Raw genomic sequence first — 20,498 nt, 5'->3', positions numbered from 1 at the left:
GCCTCTACGAAGTCCTGGCCAGCGCAAATACAAATGAGCAGCCTGTGGTTTGTGGATCAACCTGTGGATACTGTGGATAAGCCGACATTGCCGTGGCGTACGTCACACTGCGAGAAGTTGCAGGCACAGCAGCCGCCACCCCAATTGAGCGACAGGAATGGACGATGACTTTCCCCTCGGGCGATGAAGTCCCTCAGGTCGGCATCGATGAGATCTCGGCCGCGTTTGATCTTGGTGTCAAGTTGCTTGACGTCCGCGAGGATGACGAGTGGGCAGCCGGGCATATCGACGGCGCGCAACATATACCGCTCGGCGATGTGCCCTCCCGGATGGACGAGCTCGATCCTGATGCGCCGTTGTGGGTGATCTGCCATGCGGGCGGGCGATCTCAGCGCGCCGCCGCCTACCTGAATCGCAACGGATTCGATGTCAGCAACGTCTCTGGCGGCATGCTGGCCTGGGTACAGGCAGGTAAACCGACGATCAGCTGAGTTCCTGGCGACCTCCCTCTCAGGTTGGTGCCAGTGCACTGCTCGCTGCAGGTTGCGCCCTCAGGCCGTTACGCTGGACGAATGATCCAGGTGTGCTCCCGCTGCGGTACCCAGTGGAACGTGCGTGAGCAGCGTCGATACTGGTGCCCGCGGTGTCGGGGCACGTTGCTTGACCCGGGGATGACGGCCTCGCCGCGTCCTTCCGCGCCGATGCCCCGTCCGCCCGCCGGAGCCCAGCCGCCGACCGGCAAGTACTGGGTTCCGCCCACCGCACAGGGGCCTGTGGCAACGCCCGCCGGGCGTCCTCCGGCCCGTCCCACGCGGCTTCCCGCGGGATATCGATGGATTGCCGTGCGTCCCGGCTCGCCCCCGACCCCGGCCCGCCGTCGGCGTCCGCTCGGGCCGACACCGCGTTACGGATACATCCCCCGCTGGGGTCTGGTAGACCACATCGAACCGGCCGGGTCCTCACACCAAGGGATAGCCGGGGGTCATATCCCCAGCCGTGTGCTCGAGAGGCTCCTGCTGGCCACAATCATCACCCTGGCAATCGTTTCGTGTGCGCATTTTCTTCGATATGCGCTGATGGTGTACAACCGCGGGGCGCTGATTCCGCGCTCCGTCGCCAGCGCTTCGAACGGGCTAGTGCTCTTCAGTGTGGCGGTTGCCTTCGCGGTGATGGCCGCCACCGCGTGGTTCCTCACCGACTGGATGATCGAGCGGCGTGCTGAAACATACCGTGACCTGGGATTTGATGATCCACGGGCGCGGTGGGAGATCCGCGTGGGCTGTCTGGTGCCGATCGTGAATATCGTCGGCATACCCCTGCTGCTGCTCGAGCTCGCCAAGGTCGAAAACCGGTGGTATCGGCAGTACCGAAACATCGTGTGGTGGTCGATCCTCTGGGGAGTGACTTGGCTGCTGGTGCTCGTGACGTGGGTCGTCCGCGATCCGCTCACCGTGCAGGGCGTCGCCGACAACGCGCTGTTCACCACCCTCGATTACGCCGTCGCTGCGGTTGCGGCCTGGTCACTGCGGCGCGTATACAACGGCTTCACCGCTCCGGAGGGGCAGCACCGCTCGGTGCGCTGGCTGGCGGTGGAATCCCCGCAGGGGCCGGTACCCGTTGATGCCGATCGCCCGGATATGCCGACGACACGCGGGGACAATTCCGGCGCTGCGGTTGAACCGACGGGGCAGGAACCGGCAGCATTGGAGCGTGACCGAGTCGCCGGAGCCTGGTGATGGGGCGGAGCCCCAGCTTGTGCAAGGAGCCGACGAGATAGACGGCAGGGCTAAACGACATCCGTTCGTCGTCGCGCATCGGGGTGCGTCGGCGGACCGGCCCGAGCACACCCTTGCCGCCTACGAGCTCGCTCTCGAAGAAGGCGCGGATGGGGTGGAATGCGATGTCCGTCTCACTCGGGACGGACAGCTCGTCTGCGTGCACGACCGCAGGGTGGATCGCACGTCGAACGGGACCGGGTTGGTCAGCGAAATGACACTGAGTCAGTTGCGCGCGTTGGACTTCGGCGGCTGGCATCCGGGCGGCGCTGAGGCCGGACCAGGCACCGGGCTGCTCACGTTGGAGGAGCTGGTCTCGCTCGTGCTCGACTGGAACCGCCGCCCGGTGAAACTATTCATCGAAACTAAGCACCCTGTGCGCTACGGGTCGCTGGTGGAAAACAAGGTGCTCGCTCTGCTGCACCGGTTCGGGATCGCCGCACCGGCATCGGCGGATATGTCGCGAGCAGTCGTCATGTCCTTCTCGGCTGCGGCGGTGTGGCGCATCCGTCGCGCGGCCCCCATGTTGCCGACAGTGCTACTGGGTGAGACGTCCCGGTATTTAGGGGGCAGCGCTGCGACCACGGTGGGAGCCACCGCAGTGGGACCGTCCATCGCGACCCTGCGTGAGCATCCGGAGTTGGTCGACAGGGCGGCGGCTCAAGGACGGGCGACGTACTGCTGGACGGTCGACCACTACGAGGACGTCGAGTTCTGCCGAAGCATTGGCGTCGCCTGGATCGCGACCAACCATCCCGGTCGCACCAAATCGTGGCTACAGCGGGGCCTCACCGGTACGGCGTTGTAGCCGAAACCACGCGTGCGGTGCGGAATCCCACCACAGGGCCCGAGTTCTCCGCTTAGGACAGATACGTCGCCGGCAGCGTCGCGGTAAGGAACCGGCGTTCCGCGAATTCCTGAGAGTATGGCGCCGGCTCGCCGTCCAACGGACGGTCATAGCGTTCCGCGAGTTCGTAACCGGTGGTTGTTCTTATCAGCCAGCCATGTCCCGACAGCCACTCCCCGGATAGGGTGCGTCCGTCGTTCACCGGGGAGAGCCCGTCGGCATGCAATGCGTTCGGGCCCAATGCATCACGGACGTCAGCCCACGGCTGACCAGAGGGCGCGATGCCATCGGTGTCGGTGGCGATACTGCTGCCGAGCGCCGACATCTCGATGACTCGCTCAAAGAGCGCGTCATGGCTGGGGCCGGGTAGGTGTGAGACAAGTGCCTCCGCGAGCCATGCGGTGGGCAGATCCGGATCGAAGTCCGCAGCGGTGAGGTCCGATTGCCAGGGGCCGCTGAGGAATGTTCCGACCTGTCGGCGCTCGGCCCGTGACTCCACGCCGCTATCGGCGAGCACTTCTTGCTTGAAGCTGAGTAGTTCGGGGTAGTCGACCTCGAAGACCGTGGTGCCCTCGGGCCAATCCAGCCGGTAGGCGCGAGTGTCTAGTCCGCCTGCCAACAGCACCACCTGGCGGGCGCCGGAACGCGTCGCCGCGAGGAGGGAATCGTCGTAATGCTTCGTCATGAGAGACCGACAATGCGCGACGAAGGATTTGTGGTCGCTGGTCGCGTCCGCAGCAACGGGGGAACCCGCTGGTTGCTGGTTCAGCAGTGCCAATGCGTAGGGCTCGCCCGATGCCTGTACCAGATGCTCGGCCCATGCATCGACAAACAAAGGATTAGCGCGAAGTGACTCGATGGCACGAGAAGCGGTGAGCGTCAGCTGAATGTGTCGGCCGCGGAACATCGGGTCCACTGCCCCCCTTTCGTCGCGTCGTCCCTGGAGATGGCAAATCAGGATCTGCTATTCAAGATTAGCCGACGGGGGTTCCGTGAAGTGGCGTGACGGGCTCGAAAACAATCTCTCCCCTGTCCTCGACCACGGCCGAGGACAGGGGAGAGATTGTTTTCGAGCCCGTCAGGATGACTACAGCGAGCCACCCGCGGCCGGGGGTGCGGTGGGATCGCTTGATACGACCGAGATCTCGCGCGCCACGAACTCCTCGAGGTCGAAGTAGTTGTCTCCGGCACGCTCGGCGACCGTGAGTAGCGTGTCCATGAGTGCGACCTCTTCCACTTGCTCCTTGAGGAACCACTGCATGAACTGCTCACCGATGTAGTCGCCCTCATCCCGGGCAGTACGGGCCAGCTCGGTGACCTGCTCGGTGACGGTCTGCTCCTGAGCTAGCGCCAGGGCCAGGGGCTCGCGCGGCGCGGTGAATCCGTTGGTCACCGTACCCACAGCGGGGATCTCCACGGTAACGCTCCGGTCGATGAGGTAACGCACGATCATCATGGCGTGATTACGTTCTTCGACCGCCTGCTTGTAGAAATGCGCGGCGAGCTGTGGAAGGTCGGCATCATCGAAATACGCGGCAATTGCAATGTATTGCTGCGACGCGGTGAACTCGTGGCCGATCTGGTCATGAAGGAGCGCATTGAATTTGGTCTTGGGGGTGTCGGTCGCGGACATGAATTCGACAATAGACCAGGTCAGGGCCATTGTCAGCCAAGGCCAACCTTAATGAGGTTATCGTCACCTAAGTACTGGTTGAATATTACGCAAGCTAATTGGCTTATTCTTAACTTAGCCAAAGTTAATGTACGCGCACCCCTAATTGGGAATCGCAGTGCGCAAAATTGATTTAGAGTGCGCCGCCGGCTGCAGGGGGCGCCGTCGCATCCTGGCCGACGGGGCGGTTGAGTTCGCGCTCCACAAAGTTCTCCAGATCGAACAGGTCGTGATCAGCGCGGTCGACGACCGTGAGCAGCGTGTCCATGAGGGCGACCTCCTCGACTTGCTCCTTGAGGAACCACTGCATGAACTGCTCGCCGTAGTAATCACCTGAAGACCGGGCCGACCGAGCGAGTTCGGTGACCTGATCGGTCACGCGCTTTTCCTGTTCGAGGGCTAGGGCGATCGGTGCGCGCGCGTCCGCGAATTCGTTGATGACGGGGTCGACGCCGGGGATGGAGATGGCGACGTTCTTGTCGATCAGGTAGCGGATGATCATCATCGCGTGATTGCGCTCCTCGACCGCCTGCGCGTAGAAGCGCTTGGCCAGCTGCGGCAGATCGGCATCGTCGTAGTAGACCGCGATGGCGATGTACTGCTGCGAGGCCGTGAACTCATTGCGGATCTGATCACGCAACAGTTCGAGGAATGGCGAGGATGCGCGCGCATGGAGATCGGTGGTAGCCACATCGAAAAGCCTAGTGCGTCAAGGGGTCGCTGTGGCCGGGTCGGGCAAGAGGTCTGCGGGAACTTGTCGACCGGTGCGTAGCGCCTCGAAGAGCCGTCCGGAGGCGTCCTCATCCCAGGTGACGATGTCTCCCGCCCAGTTCGAGGAGAACGAGCCGATAGGCATGGTGAGGTTCTGCACGGAACCCGATAGGGCCAGCCCCAATTGGGCCAGATTCCAGCTGTGATCGCCTTGCGCGATGGTGATGGCATCGGAGGTGGATGTGGCGAGGGGATACCAGCGGAACGGGTTGGTCCAGACCGCCGGACTGCTTACTCGGTGAAGCAGTGCGGACATGAACGCCCGTTGGTGTGTCATGCGATCCAGGTCGGCGCGAGGCGTAGCCCGGCTGCGCACGTATCCCAGTGCGTCGGGCCCGTTGAGTGTCTGGCACTCGGCCGCCAGGCTGATTCCGGCCAATGGATCGTCGATCGGCTCGTCGAGGCAGATCGCGACGCCGCCGATGGCATCGACTACCGAGGCGAATCCACCGAATCCGATTTCCGCGTAGTGGTCGATGCGCAGCCCGGTGGCCTGTTCGACGGTCTGGGTGAGCAACGATGGCCCGCCCAGCGTAAACGCGGCGTTGATCTTGTCACTTCCGTAGCCGGGGATGGGGACATACGAATCACGCGGAAGGGACACCATGGTGGCCGGCCCGCCGTTGTAGAACGCGGGTATGTGCACCAGCAGGATTGTGTCGGTGCGGCCGTCTCCGGTGTCTCCGCCGGTGGCGAGCTCTGCTTCCTGTTCCGGGCTGAGGGCCTGGCGGCTATCTGAGCCGACCAGAAGCCAATTGGTGCCACTACCGGCCGAGGGGCGTTCCGGATAGTTGGTGAGCGCGTCCACGCGATGTAGCCGCCCGTCGATCCAGAACGCCGTGCCAATGATGGTGCAGAACCCAAGGAGGACAAGGGTCGTCGCGAGAACGAAGGTGCGCCGTATCCAGGTGCCCCATCGCCGGGTGCGTCGTGGACGCGAGGGTGGTGGTTTGGCTGGTGGTGCCGGACGACGCGGTCGTGGATCGCGGGAAGACGGCCTCGGTGGCGGTGGTTGCTCGCGGCGCGGCGGCGGGAGGTTCGGGCGGCGCGGCGGGTTACCGCGCGCCGGAGGAGGTGGCTGGTGCAGGTGCCGGCGGATGACCTCGCTGTCCTCCCGGCTCTTCCGTTGACGGGGACGCCGTCCACGGAAGGGGATAGTGGGCTCGGTCATCCTGCGCGTCCCATGAGATCAGGCTAATGGAGCCAGACCAGGTGATCACGGAGCAACGCGAACCCGACGAAGGCGACGGTGTCGATCACGCCATGGCCGACGACCAGCGGCCATAGTCGTCCGGTGCGGTGCCAGACGTATCCGAAGACCAGACCCATCGCCAGGTTTCCGATACCGGCCGAGAAACCTTGATAGAGGTGGTAGCAACCGCGTAGTAGCGCCGAGGACACGATGGCGGCGGTCGTTCCGTAGCCCAGTTGCCGCAGTCGTGTCTGTAGGTAGGCGACGACAACGACCTCCTCGGCCCAGCCATTCGCGAATGCGGACAGCACCAGCACCGGCAGCCGCCACCAGGTGTCATCGAGGGAGGCGGGAATGACCTGAACGCTCAAGCCCATCCAGCGCGCGCCGACGTACAGCGCCAGGCCCGGCAGCCCGATAAGCGCCGCCAATCCGAGTGCACCCAAGCTGTCGGGCCGCCAGCGCCAGCGGCCAAGCCCGATCGAAGACGGACTGAAACCGCTGCGCCACAACAGATATATCGCGAGTGCGCCCCAGGCCACCAGCCGTGTGATCGACACCAGGTTCAATCCCAGGTCGATCAGGCTGAGCTCAGCGCGGCGCGGATTGAGCGCTACGGTCTGGCCGGCAAGCCCGGCCAGGACGGCAGACGTGAACTGCAGGATTGCGCTGACCGCGCTCATCCCGAAGCTGATGGCGAGCACGATCCAGATCTCGATGCGGATGGTGCTCGGTGTCATGTCTGGTGAGCCGCATACACGAAGAGGTGAAGACTCCGATTCTGCCACGGCGCCCATTGTGGCTGGTATTGGTGGAAGAGTGTCCGATGTGGTGAGCACTCTGCGCTATGTGGCGTCGCCCGATGGGGTTCGTCTGAGCCTGACCGTGTCCGGTGAGGGGCCGCCGCTCGTGATGGTGCACGGCGCGATGGATTCGGGAGCGACCTGGTCAGATGTCGCCGCGGCGCTGCGACGGGACTTCACGTGCTTTCTTGTCGACCGGCGTGGCCATGGTGCGAGTACGGACGCCGAGGAACACAGCCTGGCGCGTGAGGCGGACGATGTCATCGCGGTGGCTGCGGAAGCGGGACCCGACGCGGTGATCCTCGGCCATTCGTTCGGTGCCGTTGTCGTGCTGGAGGCCTTGCGTCGCGGACTCGATGTTGCTGCCGTCGTCTTATACGAGCCACCGCTTCCGGTGTCGGACAGTGTGGCGACGGCGAATCGGCAAGGGAGCGCGGCGGTTCGAGCGCGCTCGGCGACCGTGTCGCGGGAGTTCCAGGCCCTGGATCATTGCGTGGAGGTGCTCGGTGAGTACACCCGTGTGGTCATCCCGATGCTGCTACTCGAAGGGGCGAACTCGCCGCTGCAGTTCCGTGAGCCGGTGGGATATTTGGCACGGCGGGTAGCCGGTGTGCGAGTCAAAGAGCTTGTTGGCCAAGGTCATTTCGCGCACCGTGAGGCGCCGGTGATGTTCGCCGAGGTATTGCGCGAACTGTTGCTGGGTTAGATCTTGCGGGCACGCAGTCCGTTGAGAAACGGGCAGCCGGCGAGAATGCGCAGTGCCTGGCTCAGGCCCGCGGTGTCGTTGACGGGCTCGTTGAACGGCAGTCTCACGTCGTGGTCGCCCGCCGCGCCTTCCACGCGCAGCTGGATGCCGTAGCGGTCGATGCCGAGCAGCCGAACCTCGCCGTGCTGCAGGTTCAGGGGAAGGCGTCGCGCCAGTCGTTCGACGAGATCGCGGTGGTCGTGGTCGATATGTGACAACCAGCCGGCCTCGAGTGCGCAGAAGGGGTCGGGACGTGCACCGAGCAGTGCGGAGACATCAACCGACTCGGCTCCTGTCGAGTCGGCGACGACGACGGACTCCACGTTCAGGCACAGCAGTACCGAGCCGGGCTCTGTGCGCAGCCGCATATCGGTGCGGATGTCCAGGAGTGCCGGATTGGGTATCCGGCTGGCGATCACGTCGACGATGCCGCGGGCCTCCCGGTCGGATGCGGCCACCACGTTGCCGCGCACCCAAACCAGTGAGCGCACCGGCTCACGCACGGGAAGCGGTGCTTGGTCGGTCAGCTCAAGGAGGGCGGGCATCCCGGATTGGCCGGCCGCGACGACGGTGGCGGCGGTGGCGCTATCCGAGGGGACCGCGACGGCGAAGGTGCCGTCGTCGAACAGATGATGCAGCGAGGTCCCGACCACATCGGCTCCGGCGATGGCGAGAGTTGAGCTCGCGGCCCGTGCGCAAGCCGAACGAACACGCTCGGCGGTGGTGGGCGGTGCTGCGGTCATGGTGACCCTTCCTGTTCAAACCCTGGAGAACCCGATGAACTGAGGTAAGCCTAAGTTAACAACGGACCGTCGAGAGTGCAAGGGACACCTGTGCTGTCGCCTGTGTCGAGGGTTCGCCCGGCCGTGGAACGCCTAAGGTTTGAAGTGTGCAGCGCATCACGTATTTGGGGCCGGAAGGCACGTTCTCCGAGGCCGCGCTGACCACGCTGCGCACGACGGGGCGGATTCCCGGCTCGCTTGAGGTGGAGCCGGTCTCGGTTGCCAGTGCGCGTGAGGCGTTGGTGCAGGTACAGAAGGGTGACGCGGCCTACGCCTGCGTTCCGATAGAAAGCTCGCTCGAGGGCCCGGTGGTCCCGACACTCGATACCTTGGCGGTGGGCACTCCGCTGCAGATCTTCGCGGAGACGGTGTTGCCGGTGTCCTTCACCATCGCGGTGCGGCCGGGTACGTCCGCGGAGGACGTGAAGACTGTCGCCGGTTTCCCGATCGCCGCCGCGCAGGTGCGCGAGTGGCTGGCGGCCAACCTGCCGAACGCCGAGCTAATCGCCGCCAACTCAAATGCCGCGGCGGCCGAGGATGTGAAGGCGCTGCGGGCCGACGCGGGCGTATGCACGGAATGGGCCGCGCAGCGACTGGGGCTGGATGCCCTGGCCAGCGGCGTCGTCGATGAAGCTCATGCGCACACGCGCTTCGTGCTGGTGGGGCAACCGGGGCCGCCGCCGGCGGCAACCGGCTCGGATCGCACCTCGGTGGTGCTGGGGCTGGGGAACGTACCCGGCGCTCTCGCCACCGCCATGAACGAGTTCGCGATCCGGGATATCGATCTCACCCGCATCGAGTCCCGGCCGACTCGTACCGGCCTGGGTACCTATCGGTTCTTCCTGGACTGTGCCGGCCATATCGACGACGTCGCCGTCGGCGAGGCACTCAAGGGACTACATCGTCGTTGTGCGGATGTGCGGTATTTGGGATCGTGGCCAAGAGGAATCACAGCGCCCGCCGGCGCCAACCCGCCGGTATTGGACGAGGCGTCCGGATGGCTCGCCGAGACGCGAGAAGGGAAGCTGCGGTGAGCGGGCGCCTTGTCCTGGTCCGGCACGGGCAGTCGTACGGAAACGTTGAACGCAGGCTGGACACCAAACCGCCGGGTGCGGCGCTGACCGAGCTCGGACTGCAACAGGCCCGCCTGTTCGCCAAACAGTACGAGGAGCATGCGCCTGCGGCGCTGGTGCATTCGGTGGCGCTGCGCGCCGTCCAGAGCGCCACGGAGATCGCGGGACATCTTGGTGCGGAGGCGCTTCAGCTCGACGGTTTGCATGAGGTGCAGGCGGGGGAGTTGGAGGATCACACCGGCCTGGAGTCGTTCGAGATTTTCGACCGCACATATGAGCGTTGGCACTTCGGTGAATTTGGAACCCGTTTGCCTGGTGGTGAATCCGCGCAAGACGTGTTCGACAGGTATCTGCCCGTGGTTGCCGAGCTCCGGTTGCGACACCTCGAAAACGACGCGTCGACCGGTGATGTGGTGGTGGTGAGCCATGGTGCGGCGATCCGCTTGGTGGCGGCCACTCTCGCTGGAGTGGACCCTGGCTTCGCGGTGAACCATCACCTGCGTAATGCGGAAGCGGTTGTGCTGGCACCGATTACCGACGGACGATGGAGCTGCGTGCAGTGGGGCGATGCGGCTGCGCCCTTCCCGCATCAGGAAGCTGCCAGCGCCGAGGAACTGGCGCAGTCGGCCGACCCAATGGGCTAGACCGCCAGCCGGCTCTCGCCCTCGCAATTACATTGCGCGGCAATGCAATCAATGATGAGGCTGTGTCGTAGTAGATAGTGCCCGTCGCAGTCACGGTCTGTGCACTCGGAATGCCGGGAGGAATGCACGATCAACGTACCGTGGCAGTGGTCGATATCTCGGATGCAATCTCGGCAGGCCACGCCGCAGCTGATGGCGTGCCGCCACTCCGGTGATTTCTTCATACCCGTGTTCTAGCACCGTATGCCGACGAGTGGCCGTAACCGAGCGGCGGGGGAGCCTTCTTTTGTATCTGGCCGGAGGCACATTCATCGCCAGCGTGAAGGGCGGCGGTAACACCACATTGAAGGGCGGCACTGTCGAGGCGGGTTATCAGATCGGCTGCGGTATCGCGCTGGGTGGTGTTCGTCTAACCGGAAGCGTCGGCCTCTCCTCGTCGATCGGCCAGTCCGGACTCGGCAATATCAGCATGCTCCTCGTGGGAAACATTGAGGTGGGGCCAAAGCCCGGTGAGGTCATCAACGTCTCTGTCACAAGAAGAAGTTCAAGGGCACGCAATCACGCGTCACGCTCAAGGATGTCCACATCAAGATCGATGGGTGCATCGGGCAGTTGTTCCTGCGGTCCTATGCGGTGCTCACCAGCACGACCTCAGGAACTGAAGACATCATCGGCCACTACGGCGTCACCAAGACGGTGTGAACAGGGCCGCTGCCCTACTCCAGGCCGAGGCTCTTGAGTGCGTGCGTCATCCGCTGCGGTGTCGCTGGAGTGAGCGTGGCCCACAACGCACCGTCGGCAGACGTGCTGGGGGTCGCCATGATTCGGCCAAACGCGGTGTCGTACACCGCAACTCCGCCAGGTGCACGGTCGGTGATGCCGTCGACTCGGCGAATCGCGGTGATCTCGGTCATCGCGCCGCGGCGAGCCATCGCCTTCGCGACGGTTACGGCGTCGGCCTTGGTGGCACCGAGCGCCATGAGATGGCGGGCCATATCGGCGGGCTCGGCATTGAGGGCCAGGGCCAGCTGCTCGGCGGGCGCGTTGACCGACCCGAACTTCAGCGGGGTGGCATCCCCCAGGTAGCGCCACAGTTCGGCGCCGAGTGAACCGGACACCGATCGCATGGCCACACCCTCGCCATCGTTGACCAGCAGCACATACGCCTCGCCGTGCTCGACCAGGCACAGGCGCAGCATTTGCGATCCCGCCCAACGGCGTACCGCCACCTGACCGGTGGCCTTGCTGGCCGAGGTCAGCATGTCGCGCAGCGTCGGGTGAAGGTCCTCGCCCTTCAGTAGGTTGCGCTCCTTGAGCCTGGCGCGGGCGTTTTCCAGGGCGTCTCGATGTTCGACTTCGTCTTCGTGGCGCGGACCCGCGGCCAACACAACCGGCAAGAGGTCGTTACCGGTGATCTCGCGGGTCAGCTCCAGTTCGTCGAAGTCCAGGCGGACGGTCACAGCTCCGCGCTCGCACCGAGGACCGGCGGCGCCACTGCTCCCTTGGAGCCGCCGCGCTCGAACAGCGTTGAGGCATCTACATTTTCAAAGTCGGCGACCTTGTCGGTACCCGACTTGGTGGTCAGAATGTCCGGCAGTTCGACGGGCTTGCTCTCGTCGCCCATGAAGACGCCAGTGGCGCCGATGGCGGTGAGCTTCTCGTCGTCCTCGTCCTCATCCCTCTTGTTGTTGACGTTTCCGACCTTGATGCCCTTGCCCGCACTCGCGGCCAGCGCGCCGCCGGCCATCATGCCGGCCATCGGCGCGCCCATTCCGCCCATGCCCATACCGGAGCCGCCGGCGGAGGCCGCGTTGGCGGTCATCGATATGGCCGCCGCACGGGCACTCTGCACGCCGGGCACGGAGTCGGGGCTCAGCGGGCTCGGGCCCATCTCGGACAGGCCGACGCCTGCGGCGCTGACACCGGTGTTGCCGCTGTTGGCCTCCGACTTCTCTTCGGGGTACTTGATGATCTCCGGAGCCGCCGGGAACTCCACGACCTTGGCCGCGGGCTCGCTAGCTGACTCGTAGGTCTCCATGGCCTTAGCGGCCTGCAGATCGAGGCCCTGCTCCATGCCTTCGGTGGTGGCGTGGAGTCCGAACAGCGCTCCGCCTGCGGACAGAGCCTCGGCCTTGGCCTTCTCAAGCTGGGCCAGGTCGTTGATGTGCGGCATGTCGAGAACCGCGGTGCCGTAGGACTCGGCATAGGTGTTAGCGGTGACGCTGACCTCTTGAGTCAGTCCGGCCATCTTGTCCAGCCACTCGGTGAACGGGGTCAGCTTGGACAGCGCCTCCTCGGCACGAGGTCCGCGGTACCCCTCCACGAGCTTCTCGCTGACACCCAGGCTGTTCTCGTGCACCTCGGCGAACGCGGCGCTGATCTCTTGCCAGGCCAGGGCACTGTCGACCACATGCGTCGGGCCAGCACCGGTGGTCAGGTCCAGGGCCAGCTTCTTCGCCTTACGGGCCACCCAGTTGACGCCAGTGAATCCGGTCATGATCTATTCCCCCACACCATTGATACGGGCGGCGTTGTGCCGTTCGAGGTCCACGAACGCCTGCGAGTTGCGTCGGAACGCCTCGGCAATGCGCTTGAGCTGCTCGATACCGTCCTTGGCGACCTTCTCGAAGTTCTCGTTGGTCTTCGCGGACGCGTTGGCCACTGCGGTGGACACCTCGTCGCGGCCCGCGGAGCCGAACTTCGTGGCCTCGAGCTGCTTGTCGAGAGCTTCCTGCAGTCGCTGCGCCATCGCGTCGTACTCGACAGCGGCATCCTTCATCACATCCGGATCGACCTGCAGAACAGTTCCCGGCTGGTTAGCCAGGTCCCAACGGATCTCCTCACGCTGGGCGGGCGCCGGTACGTCAGCCATCTTCTGTCCCCTTTCCCCCACTCGTCTCGCGTCGTCCTAAGGGCAGATTTGCCCTTTCACTAGAGATGGACGGCGGATCCCTCTATTCGGTTCCATCATTCTCCAAGATTTTTGGATTTTTTTCTAGCAAACCTCAGCCGCCTCTTTAGTCCCAGCCCAGCTGGTGTAATCGCTCATCGTCGATACCAAAATGGTGAGCGATCTCGTGGATGACCGTGATCGTCACCTCGTCGACCACCTCGTGTTCGCTGGAACACATCTCGAGCAGCGGTTCGCGATAGATCGTGATGGTGTCCGGCAGCGCGCCCGCGTAGAAGCTGTCACGCTCGGTCAGCGCGATCCCCTCGTACAGCCCAAGTAGCTCGGGATCCTCCGGATGCCGGTCCTGGACCAGCACCACCACGTTGTCGATGGCGGCGGCGAGCTTGGGCGGCACGGCGTCGAGGGCATCGGCGACGAGTTCTTCGAACCGTTGCTCGCTCATTGGGACTGCCATCAGGGGCCGGAGGTGGGAGCGGGCACAGCTAGGCCGGCCCGGGTGGCGGGGCTCCCGGGGGTGCCTGTCCCGGTACCTGCCCCTCCATCGGCGGTCCCTCCATGGGAGGACCATCCATCGGCGGGCCCGCAGGCGGCGGTGGTGGACCCGCACCCGGCGGCAGCGTCGTCACGATCGTGTTGCCGGGAGGATTGCTGGGGTTAGGCGCGACCGAAGATGTCGGCGGCGCAGAGGTCCGCGTCGGCTGCTGGTTCGGTTGCTGTGTTGGTTGTTGAGTGCGGGTTGGCTGCTGCGTGTATGTCGGCTGCTGGGTGTAGCTGGGTTGCTGAGTCGGCTGCTGGGTCGGCGCCGGGGTGGTGGACAACGGGATCGGCGGCAGGTTCAGCCGGTCCGCGGGAATGTCCGGCGGCGGTACCGGCGGTTGCCCATTGATCAGTAATTGCCCGCTCTTGGCGCTGTTGACCAAGGTCGACCACGCGCCGTTGCCGAGGGTGGAACCGATGTTGCAGCTGACCTGACGGCTCCCCGCGGTCCAGCTCGGCAAGGTGATCGTGTTGTACGACAGCGTCAGCGTGGTGGCGCGGAACCCGTCGGGATTCCCCATGTACTCGTTGGTCAGGCGGTTGCAGTTGTCCTTGATGAACGCGTCCTGGTCGGGTTCGGGTGGTACCGAACCCGGGAACTGCTCCGCGAGGCTCACGGTTCCGGTGATCTCCATGGCATGAGCCCTGTCGCAGTCCACCGGGAGCTCGGTGGGCAGGTTCGTCGTCGAGTCGATGCCGACACACGTGCCTACCGGCCAGACCTTGGACTGGTCCTGCTCGGCCACCTTGCCGCGGAAGAGCTGTTGCTGGTTGTCGGAGCCGGGGAGCTGTAGCCCACACAGCACGCGTCGTTCGCCCGCCTCAGACCAGCCCTTTTTATCCGGGTACAGCATGCCCATGGTGAATCGGCTGTTCGGGTCGTAGCGATCGCCCAGATAGCGATTGATGGCGACCTGGCACTGCTCCTGGCTGATCTCCTGGATGCGCACCATGCTGGGCGGCTGCGAATCCGGCCCGTACTCCGTGCCGGGGAAGGTCCGCAGGTCAATGGATTCGGCGACCTCGAAACGATGGTCGATCGCACAATCAACGGTGCGGACATCGGCCATGGACGTGGGCGCGGACCAACTGAGGCAGTCGCCACCCTTTGCCGAATTGAAGGTGCTGTTGCCCGGGGCGCCGGTGCTCGGCACCGGGTTGGAGTCGATCTTGTTGACCAAACGGTCTGCCGAGGTCCAGCCGTCCGGCAGCGCCTGAGTGAGACCCGCGATGAACAACCCGCCAAAAGTGACGAGCAGCAGCGCACGGTGGGTGGAGCGCTCTTTGAGGCCCTCTTTCAGGCCGTCCCACCAGCGGTTCTTCGCCGGCTGAGCGGCCTCGTCGACGCCATCGGCGGACGCGTCGGGATCCTCGTTTTCGGGGTAGTCCAGGACTTCCGTCTGCGGAGAGTCGGCAGCGACCGATTCGGTATCAGAGTCCGAGGTGCCGGGGGTCTCCGGGGTTTCCTGGGCCTCCGCGGGTGGCACGGCAGCGTCCGGGGACTCAGCAGCGGAGTCCCCGGACGTATCGGTGCCCACCTCGTCGTCGGTGGACTGGTCCGGGGAGGACTCGTCCCGCTCGACCTTCGGCGTGGGTTCGGCTTCGTCACTCATACTGCAGTCATTGTTACAGGTGGCGGCGCGGGTTAGCCCAGCGATGCTCTCCGCGAGCGCAGCTAGATTGAACTCTGTGACATCGATGGAACCTGACCGTGATGACGGCGACGAGATCGGCGACTCTTCAGCGGGGGAAGCCGAGCATCAGGCCCGCGTTGCCGAGCAGGTCGCCGCGCTCGCCCACGAACTTTTCGATATGGCCAGAGAGGGCAACGCGTCCACCCTGGCCGCATACCTGGACTCCGGTGCACCGGTGGATCTGACGAACGAGGCAGGCGACACCCTCGTCATGCTGGCCGCATACCACGGGAACGCGTCGACGGTGCGGTCGCTGATAGCGCGCGGCGCCGACGTCAATCGCGCCAACGACAAGGGGCAGACCCCGTTGGCCGGCGCGGTGTTCAAGGGCTCCGACGACATCGTCGAAATCCTGGTCAAGGCGGGCGCCGACCCCACCGCCGGGACCCCGTCCGCGCTCGATGCGGCGCGGATGTTCGGCAAGGACGAGTATGTGAGCCTGTTCGGCCGTTAGGCCGCTTGGGGATTCATGGCGAGTGCAGCCCTCGCTGCTGGCGCCGCGGCTCGACGAGGTCGCGCGCCTGCTAGGTGTCCGATCGGGGCCGGTCATGCGTTCGGAGCCTGGTGCGATGGCTGTCGCTGCCACGGCTGGAGAGGCGGCCGAGCACTACGCGGTTGGCTCTGTCGGAAAGAAAGCGGGAGACGACCCGGGCAGGGTCCCTCTGTACTGCGAGCATGTCGTGGACACCCGTGACGAGGTCTTCGTGAGGGACTTGCGCGTCGACGAGCTTTTCGCGGGCAACGAGGATGAAATCGAGTTCGGCCTCACCAACTATCTGGGGCTTCCCGTTCACAACTCAGCCGGTGAGGTCGCCGGGACGGTGTGTGTGCTCGACGAGGTGGCGCGCGAGTACACGCCGGCCCGGCGCGAGGAGCTGGCGGGGTTGCGTGCCCAGGTCGAGACGATTGTCGGAGCCGATGGGTCAGCACTGGGCTGAATCGCAGGTGCGGAAACTAGCCCCAGTAGTGTTCAGCGGGTGATCGACCTCAAATTTCTGCGTGAAAACCCCGACGCGGTGCGTGCCTCGCAGCGTCTGCGAGGCGAGGACCCGGCACTCGTGGATGTGCTCCTCGACGCCGATACGTCGCGGCGGGCGGCGGTGTCGACCGGCGATACATTGCGCGCGGAGCAGAAGACGGCAAGTAAGAAGGTAGGTCAGGCGACGCCCGAGGAGCGCCCCGCGTTGCTGGCTGCCGCCTCTGAGCTCGCGGCGCGAGTCAAGGCCGCCGAAGCCGAGCAGGTGATCGCAGAGGCCGCATTCACCGAGGCACACAAGGCGATCAGCAATGTGGTGATCGACGGCGTCCCGGCCGGTGGCGAGCAGGACTTTGTGGTCCGCGAGCTGGTGGGTGAGCCGACTGCCATCGAAAATCCCAAGGACCATGTGGAATTGGGCGAGTCACTGCGACTGTTCGACATGGAGCGTGGCGCGAAGGTCTCCGGTGCCCGGTTCTACTTCCTCACTGGATATGGAGCGCTGCTGCAACTCGGTCTGCTGCAGCTGGCCGTGCAGACCGCGGTGGCCAACGGCTTCACCCTGCTGATTCCCCCGGTCTTGGTCAAGCCCGAAATAATGGGTGGCACAGGGTTTTTAGGCGCCCATGCCGACGAGGTGTACCACCTCGAGGAAGACGACCTGTATCTGGTCGGCACCTCGGAGGTGCCGATCGCCGGGTACCACTCTGGCGAGATCCTCGACTTGAATGAGGGTCCGCTGCGGTACGCCGGATGGTCCAGCTGTTTCCGCCGCGAGGCCGGCAGCTACGGCAAGGACACCCGCGGCATCATCCGGGTGCACCAGTTCGACAAGGTGGAGGCCTTCGTCTACTGCAAGCCCGAGGACGCCGAGGCCGAGCACAACAAGATCCTGGGCTGGGAGCGTCAGATGCTGGCCCACATCGACGTGCCGTACCGCGTGATCGACGTTGCGGCAGGAGATTTGGGATCGTCGGCGGCCCGCAAGTTTGACTGCGAGGCATGGGTTCCGACGCAGCAGGCCTACCGCGAACTCACCTCCACCTCCAACTGCACCACCTTCCAGGCGCGGCGGCTGGCCGTGCGTTACCGCGACGAGAACGGTAAGCCGCAGACGGCCGCGACACTCAACGGCACGCTGGCGACCACGCGGTGGTTGGTGGCGATCCTGGAGAACCACCAGTTACCCGATGGCAGCGTTCGGGTACCCGCGGCCCTGGTGCCCTTCGTCGGAACCGAAGTGCTGGAGCCCAAATGAGCAAGATGCTCGACGTCGAGCTGGACGAACTGCGTAGCTGGTTCGGCTTCGGGGTGGCCGGGAACTTCGCCGGGCATCTCGAACAGGCCGGGGAGTCAGCGGATTTCGTGAACGTGGCGTCTAACGGCATCGCGCCCAAGGGGATCTTCCCCTGGTACGTGCCCGGTGACGGTGGATTCCTGGGGCAGTTCCCGCTCTCGCACGATGAGACGGTACTGCCCGAGAGTGACACCCCGCTGAACCTGCAGATCGAACCCGAGGTGGGGTTGGCATGCCGGGTGCACTGGCGTGGTGACGTTGTCGCATCGCTGGAGCCGTTTGCACTGGGGGCTTTCAACGACTGCTCTATCCGGCGGCCCAATGCCCCCAAGATCAGTTACAAGAAGAATTGGGGGGCGGCATCCAAAGGCGTTGCGCGACAGTTCTTTGAAGTCAGCGATCTTACCCCCGACGGACCAACCGCCACCCTGCGGTTGAACTGTCATCTACACACTGCGGACGGACAAGAGCATGAGTACGGCGTGGACAGCCCGCTGCTTGGTTACTCCTACTACGGCGAAGTGCTCTTGGACTGGATCACCGAAAGACTGGACAACCAAAAGGGTTCGCCGGACACTCCTTTGGAGGATGTGGGCGCGCTCATGGTGGCCGCCGGGCACCCCGCGCATGTGTTGATCGGTATCGGGGCAACCAAGTACACGCCGCTGGGCGAGTCCACGTATCTACAGGCAGGCGACGAGGCGGTGGTGCGTGTGTACAGCACCGAGTCTGTCGAGGCGTCCGAGCTGCGGCAGCGGGTGCGCAGCGTCCACTAGGTGGGACGGTGGGGTTCGGACTTTCGGCTGCTCCGCGAGAACGGCGGCAAGCTGCCCGGAGTAGCCGACGACGAGATGCCGGTGCTCATCCTGACGATCACCGGCGCTGCGTCAGGAATCAAACGGCTGACACCGTTGGGGTACTTCGCGCACGACGGGCGCAGGTTCGTTGTGGGGTCCAACGGCGGACAACAGAGGCCCCCGTCGTGGATCTTCAATGTGTGCACCCATCCCGAGGTGGCCGTCGAGATCGTTCCCGATATCTACAACGCCGTTGTGCGCGAGTTGGATTCGAGTGAGCGCGACGAGATGTTCCCGGCGCTGGTGCCCAGGTACGCGTTCTTCGGCGACTACCAGTCGCGGATTGACCGGGTGATTCCGATGTTCGAGTTGGTACCGGCTTAGCCGAGCTTCTTGGACCGCAGCTCGTGGCCCTTGGAGGTCAGGCAGCGGCCGGTCTCCAGGTTCCAGTCCCACCCGTGCAGATTGCAGGTGAGCGTCTTTCCTTCTACCACACCAAATTTCGACAGGTCAGCCTTCAGGTGTGGGCAGCGGCGCTGTATCTCCCAGCCGTCCAAGGTGATCGAGGCACTGTCGTCGTGGGCTTCGGCGAACCAGCCATCGGCGTAGGCGATGCGCTCGTTGGTGAGGCATTTGAAGAAGGTGTACAGGTACTCGTTGTAGCCACCCACTCGCCAGGCCTTAAAGCGGGTGGACAAGAAGATGGTGTTCACCCAGTCGGGCTCGTCATCGCGGAGCACCGTACGCACCAACTCGGGCGCGATTCCGAACCCGTAGCGGAACTTCTCATTGGGAATAGGTTCGCGGACAATGCGTTTGGGGAAATCAAGCGCAACGGTCTCGTTTCCGATGCGCAGTTCCACGGGATAGCCGATGCCATCACAGATCTGATCGGTTTGCGCCATGATCGGCTCGAATTTGGCGCGCAGCGGCTCCAGTAGCGGTTCTCCCTCGGCGAGCGCCCAGGAGGCCTTCTCTGCGGCCAGTACGGGAGCCATTCGCTGCGCGTACGCCTCGATATATGCGGCCTTGCCTGCGCCGAAGATGTATTCGGCCTCCTCGTCTGACACCGGATGCGTCAACGAATTCAGTTCGGAGCCAGTGAAATCGGCGATGGTGCCGGGAATCATCAGCAGGCCCCGGTCGTGGCCGTGCTGTCGCATCTGGTCCAGGAACACCAGCTGGTCCGGGAAGATGTTCGCCGGATCACCGTGGTCGTCGTTGAGGTCGCGCAGCTCTGCATCCAGAAAGCACGGTGGCCCGGCCGACGGGATCACCCAGGTGGCGCCCACCTGCGCGATGTACTGACGGCATCGGTCCATTCCGCGCTGCCGCTTCTGGGTGCCGAAGGCCTCCTTGGCGCGGGCGGGCATGTCGTAGACCATGGGGTACCAGATGGCCCCCGAGTACTGCAGCATGTGCACGTCGATATGACCGAATTCTTCGGCCAGCACGTCGAGGTCGACGGGGCGGGCGTCGTTCATGTTGAAAGCCGTGGTGATGCCGTCAGAGACCACGAGGCCGGAGTCGCCGATGGGTCCGTCGGCAGGAGCCCGCAGCGCGATGATCATGATGTCCAGATCACCCTTGGGACCGCTCACGTGATGCTTCACCGAGTCCTCGGTCTCCACGAAGGTGTGGAATCCCAGTCCTTCGAGCTCGTGCTTCAGGTCAGGCACCGGATAGTCGGGCAGCAGTACCACCGCGTCCTTGTTGACGTGCTCGGTCAGATTCTTCGGGTCGTAGTGGTCCTTGTGCAGATGCGAGACGTAGAGGTAGTCGCAGTTCCCGAGCCGGTCCCAGTCCAGTGTGCTGTTATCGGGGAACGGGAACCAGGAAGCGAAGTACGCGGGGTTGACCCAGGGGTCGCAGAGAATGCTGCCCGCAGCCGTCTCGATGAAGAATCCGGCGTGGCCGACACTGGTGACTCGCATGACCCCCAGCCTATCGAGCTGCGATTACGGGGTCCAAAGCCGCGG

The 20,498-nt window shown here is 64.5% G+C and carries 24 protein-coding genes and 1 pseudogene; 12 read left to right on the top strand and 13 right to left on the bottom strand.

The genetic code is table 11. The features are described from left to right. The first annotated feature begins 164 nt into the window (after positions 1–164). The 3 genes from B4383_RS13310 to B4383_RS13300 all read left to right on the top strand — a co-directional run bounded on the left by B4383_RS13310 (position 165) and on the right by B4383_RS13300 (position 2,583). Entirely contained in the window at positions 165–491 is a 327-nt protein-coding gene (locus B4383_RS13310; protein ID WP_078290764.1) for a rhodanese-like domain-containing protein, read from the top strand. Between the two features lie 81 nt (positions 492–572). Continuing rightward, positions 573–1,736, top strand: a complete 1,164-nt coding sequence (locus tag B4383_RS26910) for a DUF4328 domain-containing protein (RefSeq protein ID WP_139360751.1) — start codon at positions 573–575, stop codon at positions 1,734–1,736. A 19-nt stretch (positions 1,737–1,755) separates the two neighbouring features. Beyond that, positions 1,756–2,583 carry a glycerophosphodiester phosphodiesterase gene (locus B4383_RS13300; protein ID WP_078290848.1) on the top strand — a complete coding sequence of 276 codons (828 nt, stop codon included), beginning with the start codon at positions 1,756–1,758 and terminating at the stop codon, positions 2,581–2,583. Between the two features lie 52 nt (positions 2,584–2,635). Here B4383_RS13300 and B4383_RS13295 read toward each other — a convergent pair whose 3' ends face one another. From B4383_RS13295 to B4383_RS13275, 5 genes are all read right to left on the bottom strand, one after another. Beyond that, positions 2,636–3,529, bottom strand: a complete 894-nt coding sequence (locus tag B4383_RS13295; protein ID WP_078290845.1) for an SAM-dependent methyltransferase — start codon at positions 3,527–3,529, stop codon at positions 2,636–2,638. 180 nt (positions 3,530–3,709) lie between these two features. After that, a complete protein-coding gene (locus B4383_RS13290) occupies positions 3,710–4,255 on the bottom strand; it encodes a ferritin (RefSeq protein WP_078290843.1) in 546 nt (181 codons plus the stop codon). Between the two features lie 172 nt (positions 4,256–4,427). Next, positions 4,428–4,985 (bottom strand): ferritin, encoded by a 558-nt coding sequence (locus B4383_RS13285; protein ID WP_078290762.1) that lies wholly within the window; start codon positions 4,983–4,985, stop codon positions 4,428–4,430. A gap of 18 nt (positions 4,986–5,003) precedes the next feature. Beyond that, complete coding sequence (locus tag B4383_RS13280; protein WP_078290840.1) at positions 5,004–5,969, bottom strand: LCP family protein; 966 nt, start codon at positions 5,967–5,969, stop codon at positions 5,004–5,006. A 290-nt stretch (positions 5,970–6,259) separates the two neighbouring features. After that, on the bottom strand, positions 6,260–6,997 hold the full coding sequence (locus B4383_RS13275) for a CPBP family intramembrane glutamic endopeptidase (protein WP_139360749.1): 738 nt from the start codon (positions 6,995–6,997) through the stop codon (positions 6,260–6,262). Between the two features lie 79 nt (positions 6,998–7,076). On the opposite strand from B4383_RS13275, the gene B4383_RS13270 reads away from it, so the two are divergent. Continuing rightward, positions 7,077–7,766 carry an alpha/beta hydrolase gene (locus B4383_RS13270; protein WP_078290760.1) on the top strand — a complete coding sequence of 230 codons (690 nt, stop codon included), beginning with the start codon at positions 7,077–7,079 and terminating at the stop codon, positions 7,764–7,766. Here B4383_RS13270 and B4383_RS13265 read toward each other — a convergent pair. Continuing rightward, positions 7,763–8,548: a DUF2470 domain-containing protein gene (locus B4383_RS13265; protein WP_078290759.1), complete on the bottom strand. Its 786-nt coding sequence runs from the start codon at positions 8,546–8,548 to the stop codon at positions 7,763–7,765. The genes B4383_RS13270 and B4383_RS13265 overlap by 4 nt on opposite strands. A 146-nt stretch (positions 8,549–8,694) precedes the next feature. On the opposite strand from B4383_RS13265, the gene pheA reads away from it, so the two are divergent. Both pheA and B4383_RS13255 read left to right on the top strand, forming a co-directional pair. Continuing rightward, the gene (gene pheA / locus B4383_RS13260) at positions 8,695–9,621 is read left to right on the top strand and encodes a prephenate dehydratase (RefSeq protein ID WP_078290758.1); all 927 of its coding nucleotides are present in this window, start codon (positions 8,695–8,697) and stop codon (positions 9,619–9,621) included. Next, positions 9,618–10,304: a histidine phosphatase family protein gene (locus B4383_RS13255; RefSeq protein ID WP_078290757.1), complete on the top strand. Its 687-nt coding sequence runs from the start codon at positions 9,618–9,620 to the stop codon at positions 10,302–10,304. Before pheA ends, B4383_RS13255 begins: the two co-directional genes overlap by 4 nt. Here the strand turns inward: B4383_RS13255 and B4383_RS13250 are convergent. Continuing rightward, the gene (locus B4383_RS13250) at positions 10,301–10,528 is read right to left on the bottom strand and encodes a hypothetical protein (RefSeq protein ID WP_078290756.1); all 228 of its coding nucleotides are present in this window, start codon (positions 10,526–10,528) and stop codon (positions 10,301–10,303) included. The genes B4383_RS13255 and B4383_RS13250 overlap by 4 nt on opposite strands. 65 nt (positions 10,529–10,593) lie before the next feature. Here B4383_RS13250 and B4383_RS13245 point away from each other — a divergent pair. Further along, positions 10,594–11,006 (top strand): annotated as a pseudogene (locus B4383_RS13245) (MspA family porin); the annotation flags it as partial. A 14-nt stretch (positions 11,007–11,020) separates the two neighbouring features. Here B4383_RS13245 and B4383_RS13240 read toward each other — a convergent pair. The 5 genes from B4383_RS13240 to B4383_RS13220 all read right to left on the bottom strand — a co-directional run bounded on the left by B4383_RS13240 (position 11,021) and on the right by B4383_RS13220 (position 15,368). After that, on the bottom strand, positions 11,021–11,764 hold the full coding sequence (locus B4383_RS13240; protein ID WP_078290755.1) for an ESX secretion-associated protein EspG: 744 nt from the start codon (positions 11,762–11,764) through the stop codon (positions 11,021–11,023). Further along, the gene (locus B4383_RS13235; RefSeq protein WP_078290754.1) at positions 11,761–12,801 is read right to left on the bottom strand and encodes a PPE domain-containing protein; all 1,041 of its coding nucleotides are present in this window, start codon (positions 12,799–12,801) and stop codon (positions 11,761–11,763) included. Before B4383_RS13235 ends, B4383_RS13240 begins: the two co-directional genes overlap by 4 nt. A gap of 3 nt (positions 12,802–12,804) precedes the next feature. Beyond that, positions 12,805–13,176 (bottom strand): PE family protein, encoded by a 372-nt coding sequence (locus B4383_RS13230; protein ID WP_030096139.1) that lies wholly within the window; start codon positions 13,174–13,176, stop codon positions 12,805–12,807. Positions 13,177–13,321: 145 nt separating this feature from the next. Beyond that, positions 13,322–13,672, bottom strand: a complete 351-nt coding sequence (locus B4383_RS13225) for a metallopeptidase family protein (RefSeq protein WP_078290753.1) — start codon at positions 13,670–13,672, stop codon at positions 13,322–13,324. A gap of 28 nt (positions 13,673–13,700) precedes the next feature. After that, the gene (locus B4383_RS13220; RefSeq protein WP_078290752.1) at positions 13,701–15,368 is read right to left on the bottom strand and encodes a septum formation family protein; all 1,668 of its coding nucleotides are present in this window, start codon (positions 15,366–15,368) and stop codon (positions 13,701–13,703) included. An 85-nt stretch (positions 15,369–15,453) separates the two neighbouring features. Here B4383_RS13220 and B4383_RS13215 point away from each other — a divergent pair, with 85 nt between their 5' ends. The 5 genes from B4383_RS13215 to B4383_RS13195 are packed head-to-tail and all read left to right on the top strand — an operon-like array spanning position 15,454 to position 18,903. Continuing rightward, the gene (locus B4383_RS13215; protein WP_078290751.1) at positions 15,454–15,903 is read left to right on the top strand and encodes an ankyrin repeat domain-containing protein; all 450 of its coding nucleotides are present in this window, start codon (positions 15,454–15,456) and stop codon (positions 15,901–15,903) included. Between the two features lie 22 nt (positions 15,904–15,925). Further along, positions 15,926–16,387, top strand: coding sequence for a GAF domain-containing protein (locus tag B4383_RS13210; protein ID WP_078290750.1), 462 nt, complete (start codon positions 15,926–15,928; stop codon positions 16,385–16,387). Between the two features lie 39 nt (positions 16,388–16,426). Continuing rightward, on the top strand, positions 16,427–17,683 hold the full coding sequence (gene serS, locus B4383_RS13205) for a serine--tRNA ligase (RefSeq protein WP_078290749.1): 1,257 nt from the start codon (positions 16,427–16,429) through the stop codon (positions 17,681–17,683). Positions 17,684–17,688: 5 nt separating this feature from the next. Then, on the top strand, positions 17,689–18,498 hold the full coding sequence (locus B4383_RS13200; protein ID WP_078290838.1) for a DUF5718 family protein: 810 nt from the start codon (positions 17,689–17,691) through the stop codon (positions 18,496–18,498). Further along, a complete protein-coding gene (locus tag B4383_RS13195) occupies positions 18,499–18,903 on the top strand; it encodes a nitroreductase/quinone reductase family protein (RefSeq protein WP_286143802.1) in 405 nt (134 codons plus the stop codon). Here the strand turns inward: B4383_RS13195 and B4383_RS13190 are convergent. Continuing rightward, positions 18,900–20,453, bottom strand: a complete 1,554-nt coding sequence (locus B4383_RS13190; protein ID WP_078290748.1) for an MBL fold metallo-hydrolase — start codon at positions 20,451–20,453, stop codon at positions 18,900–18,902. The two genes, B4383_RS13195 and B4383_RS13190, sit on opposite strands and share 4 nt — an antisense overlap. Positions 20,454–20,498 lie beyond the last annotated feature (45 nt).

It is taken from the genome of Mycobacterium sp. D16R24 (genome assembly GCF_002013385.1).
Taxonomy (GTDB): domain Bacteria; phylum Actinomycetota; class Actinomycetes; order Mycobacteriales; family Mycobacteriaceae; genus Mycobacterium.
Note: the sequence above shows the minus strand (reverse complement) of the source record. Positions and strands in the feature narration are given on the sequence as shown.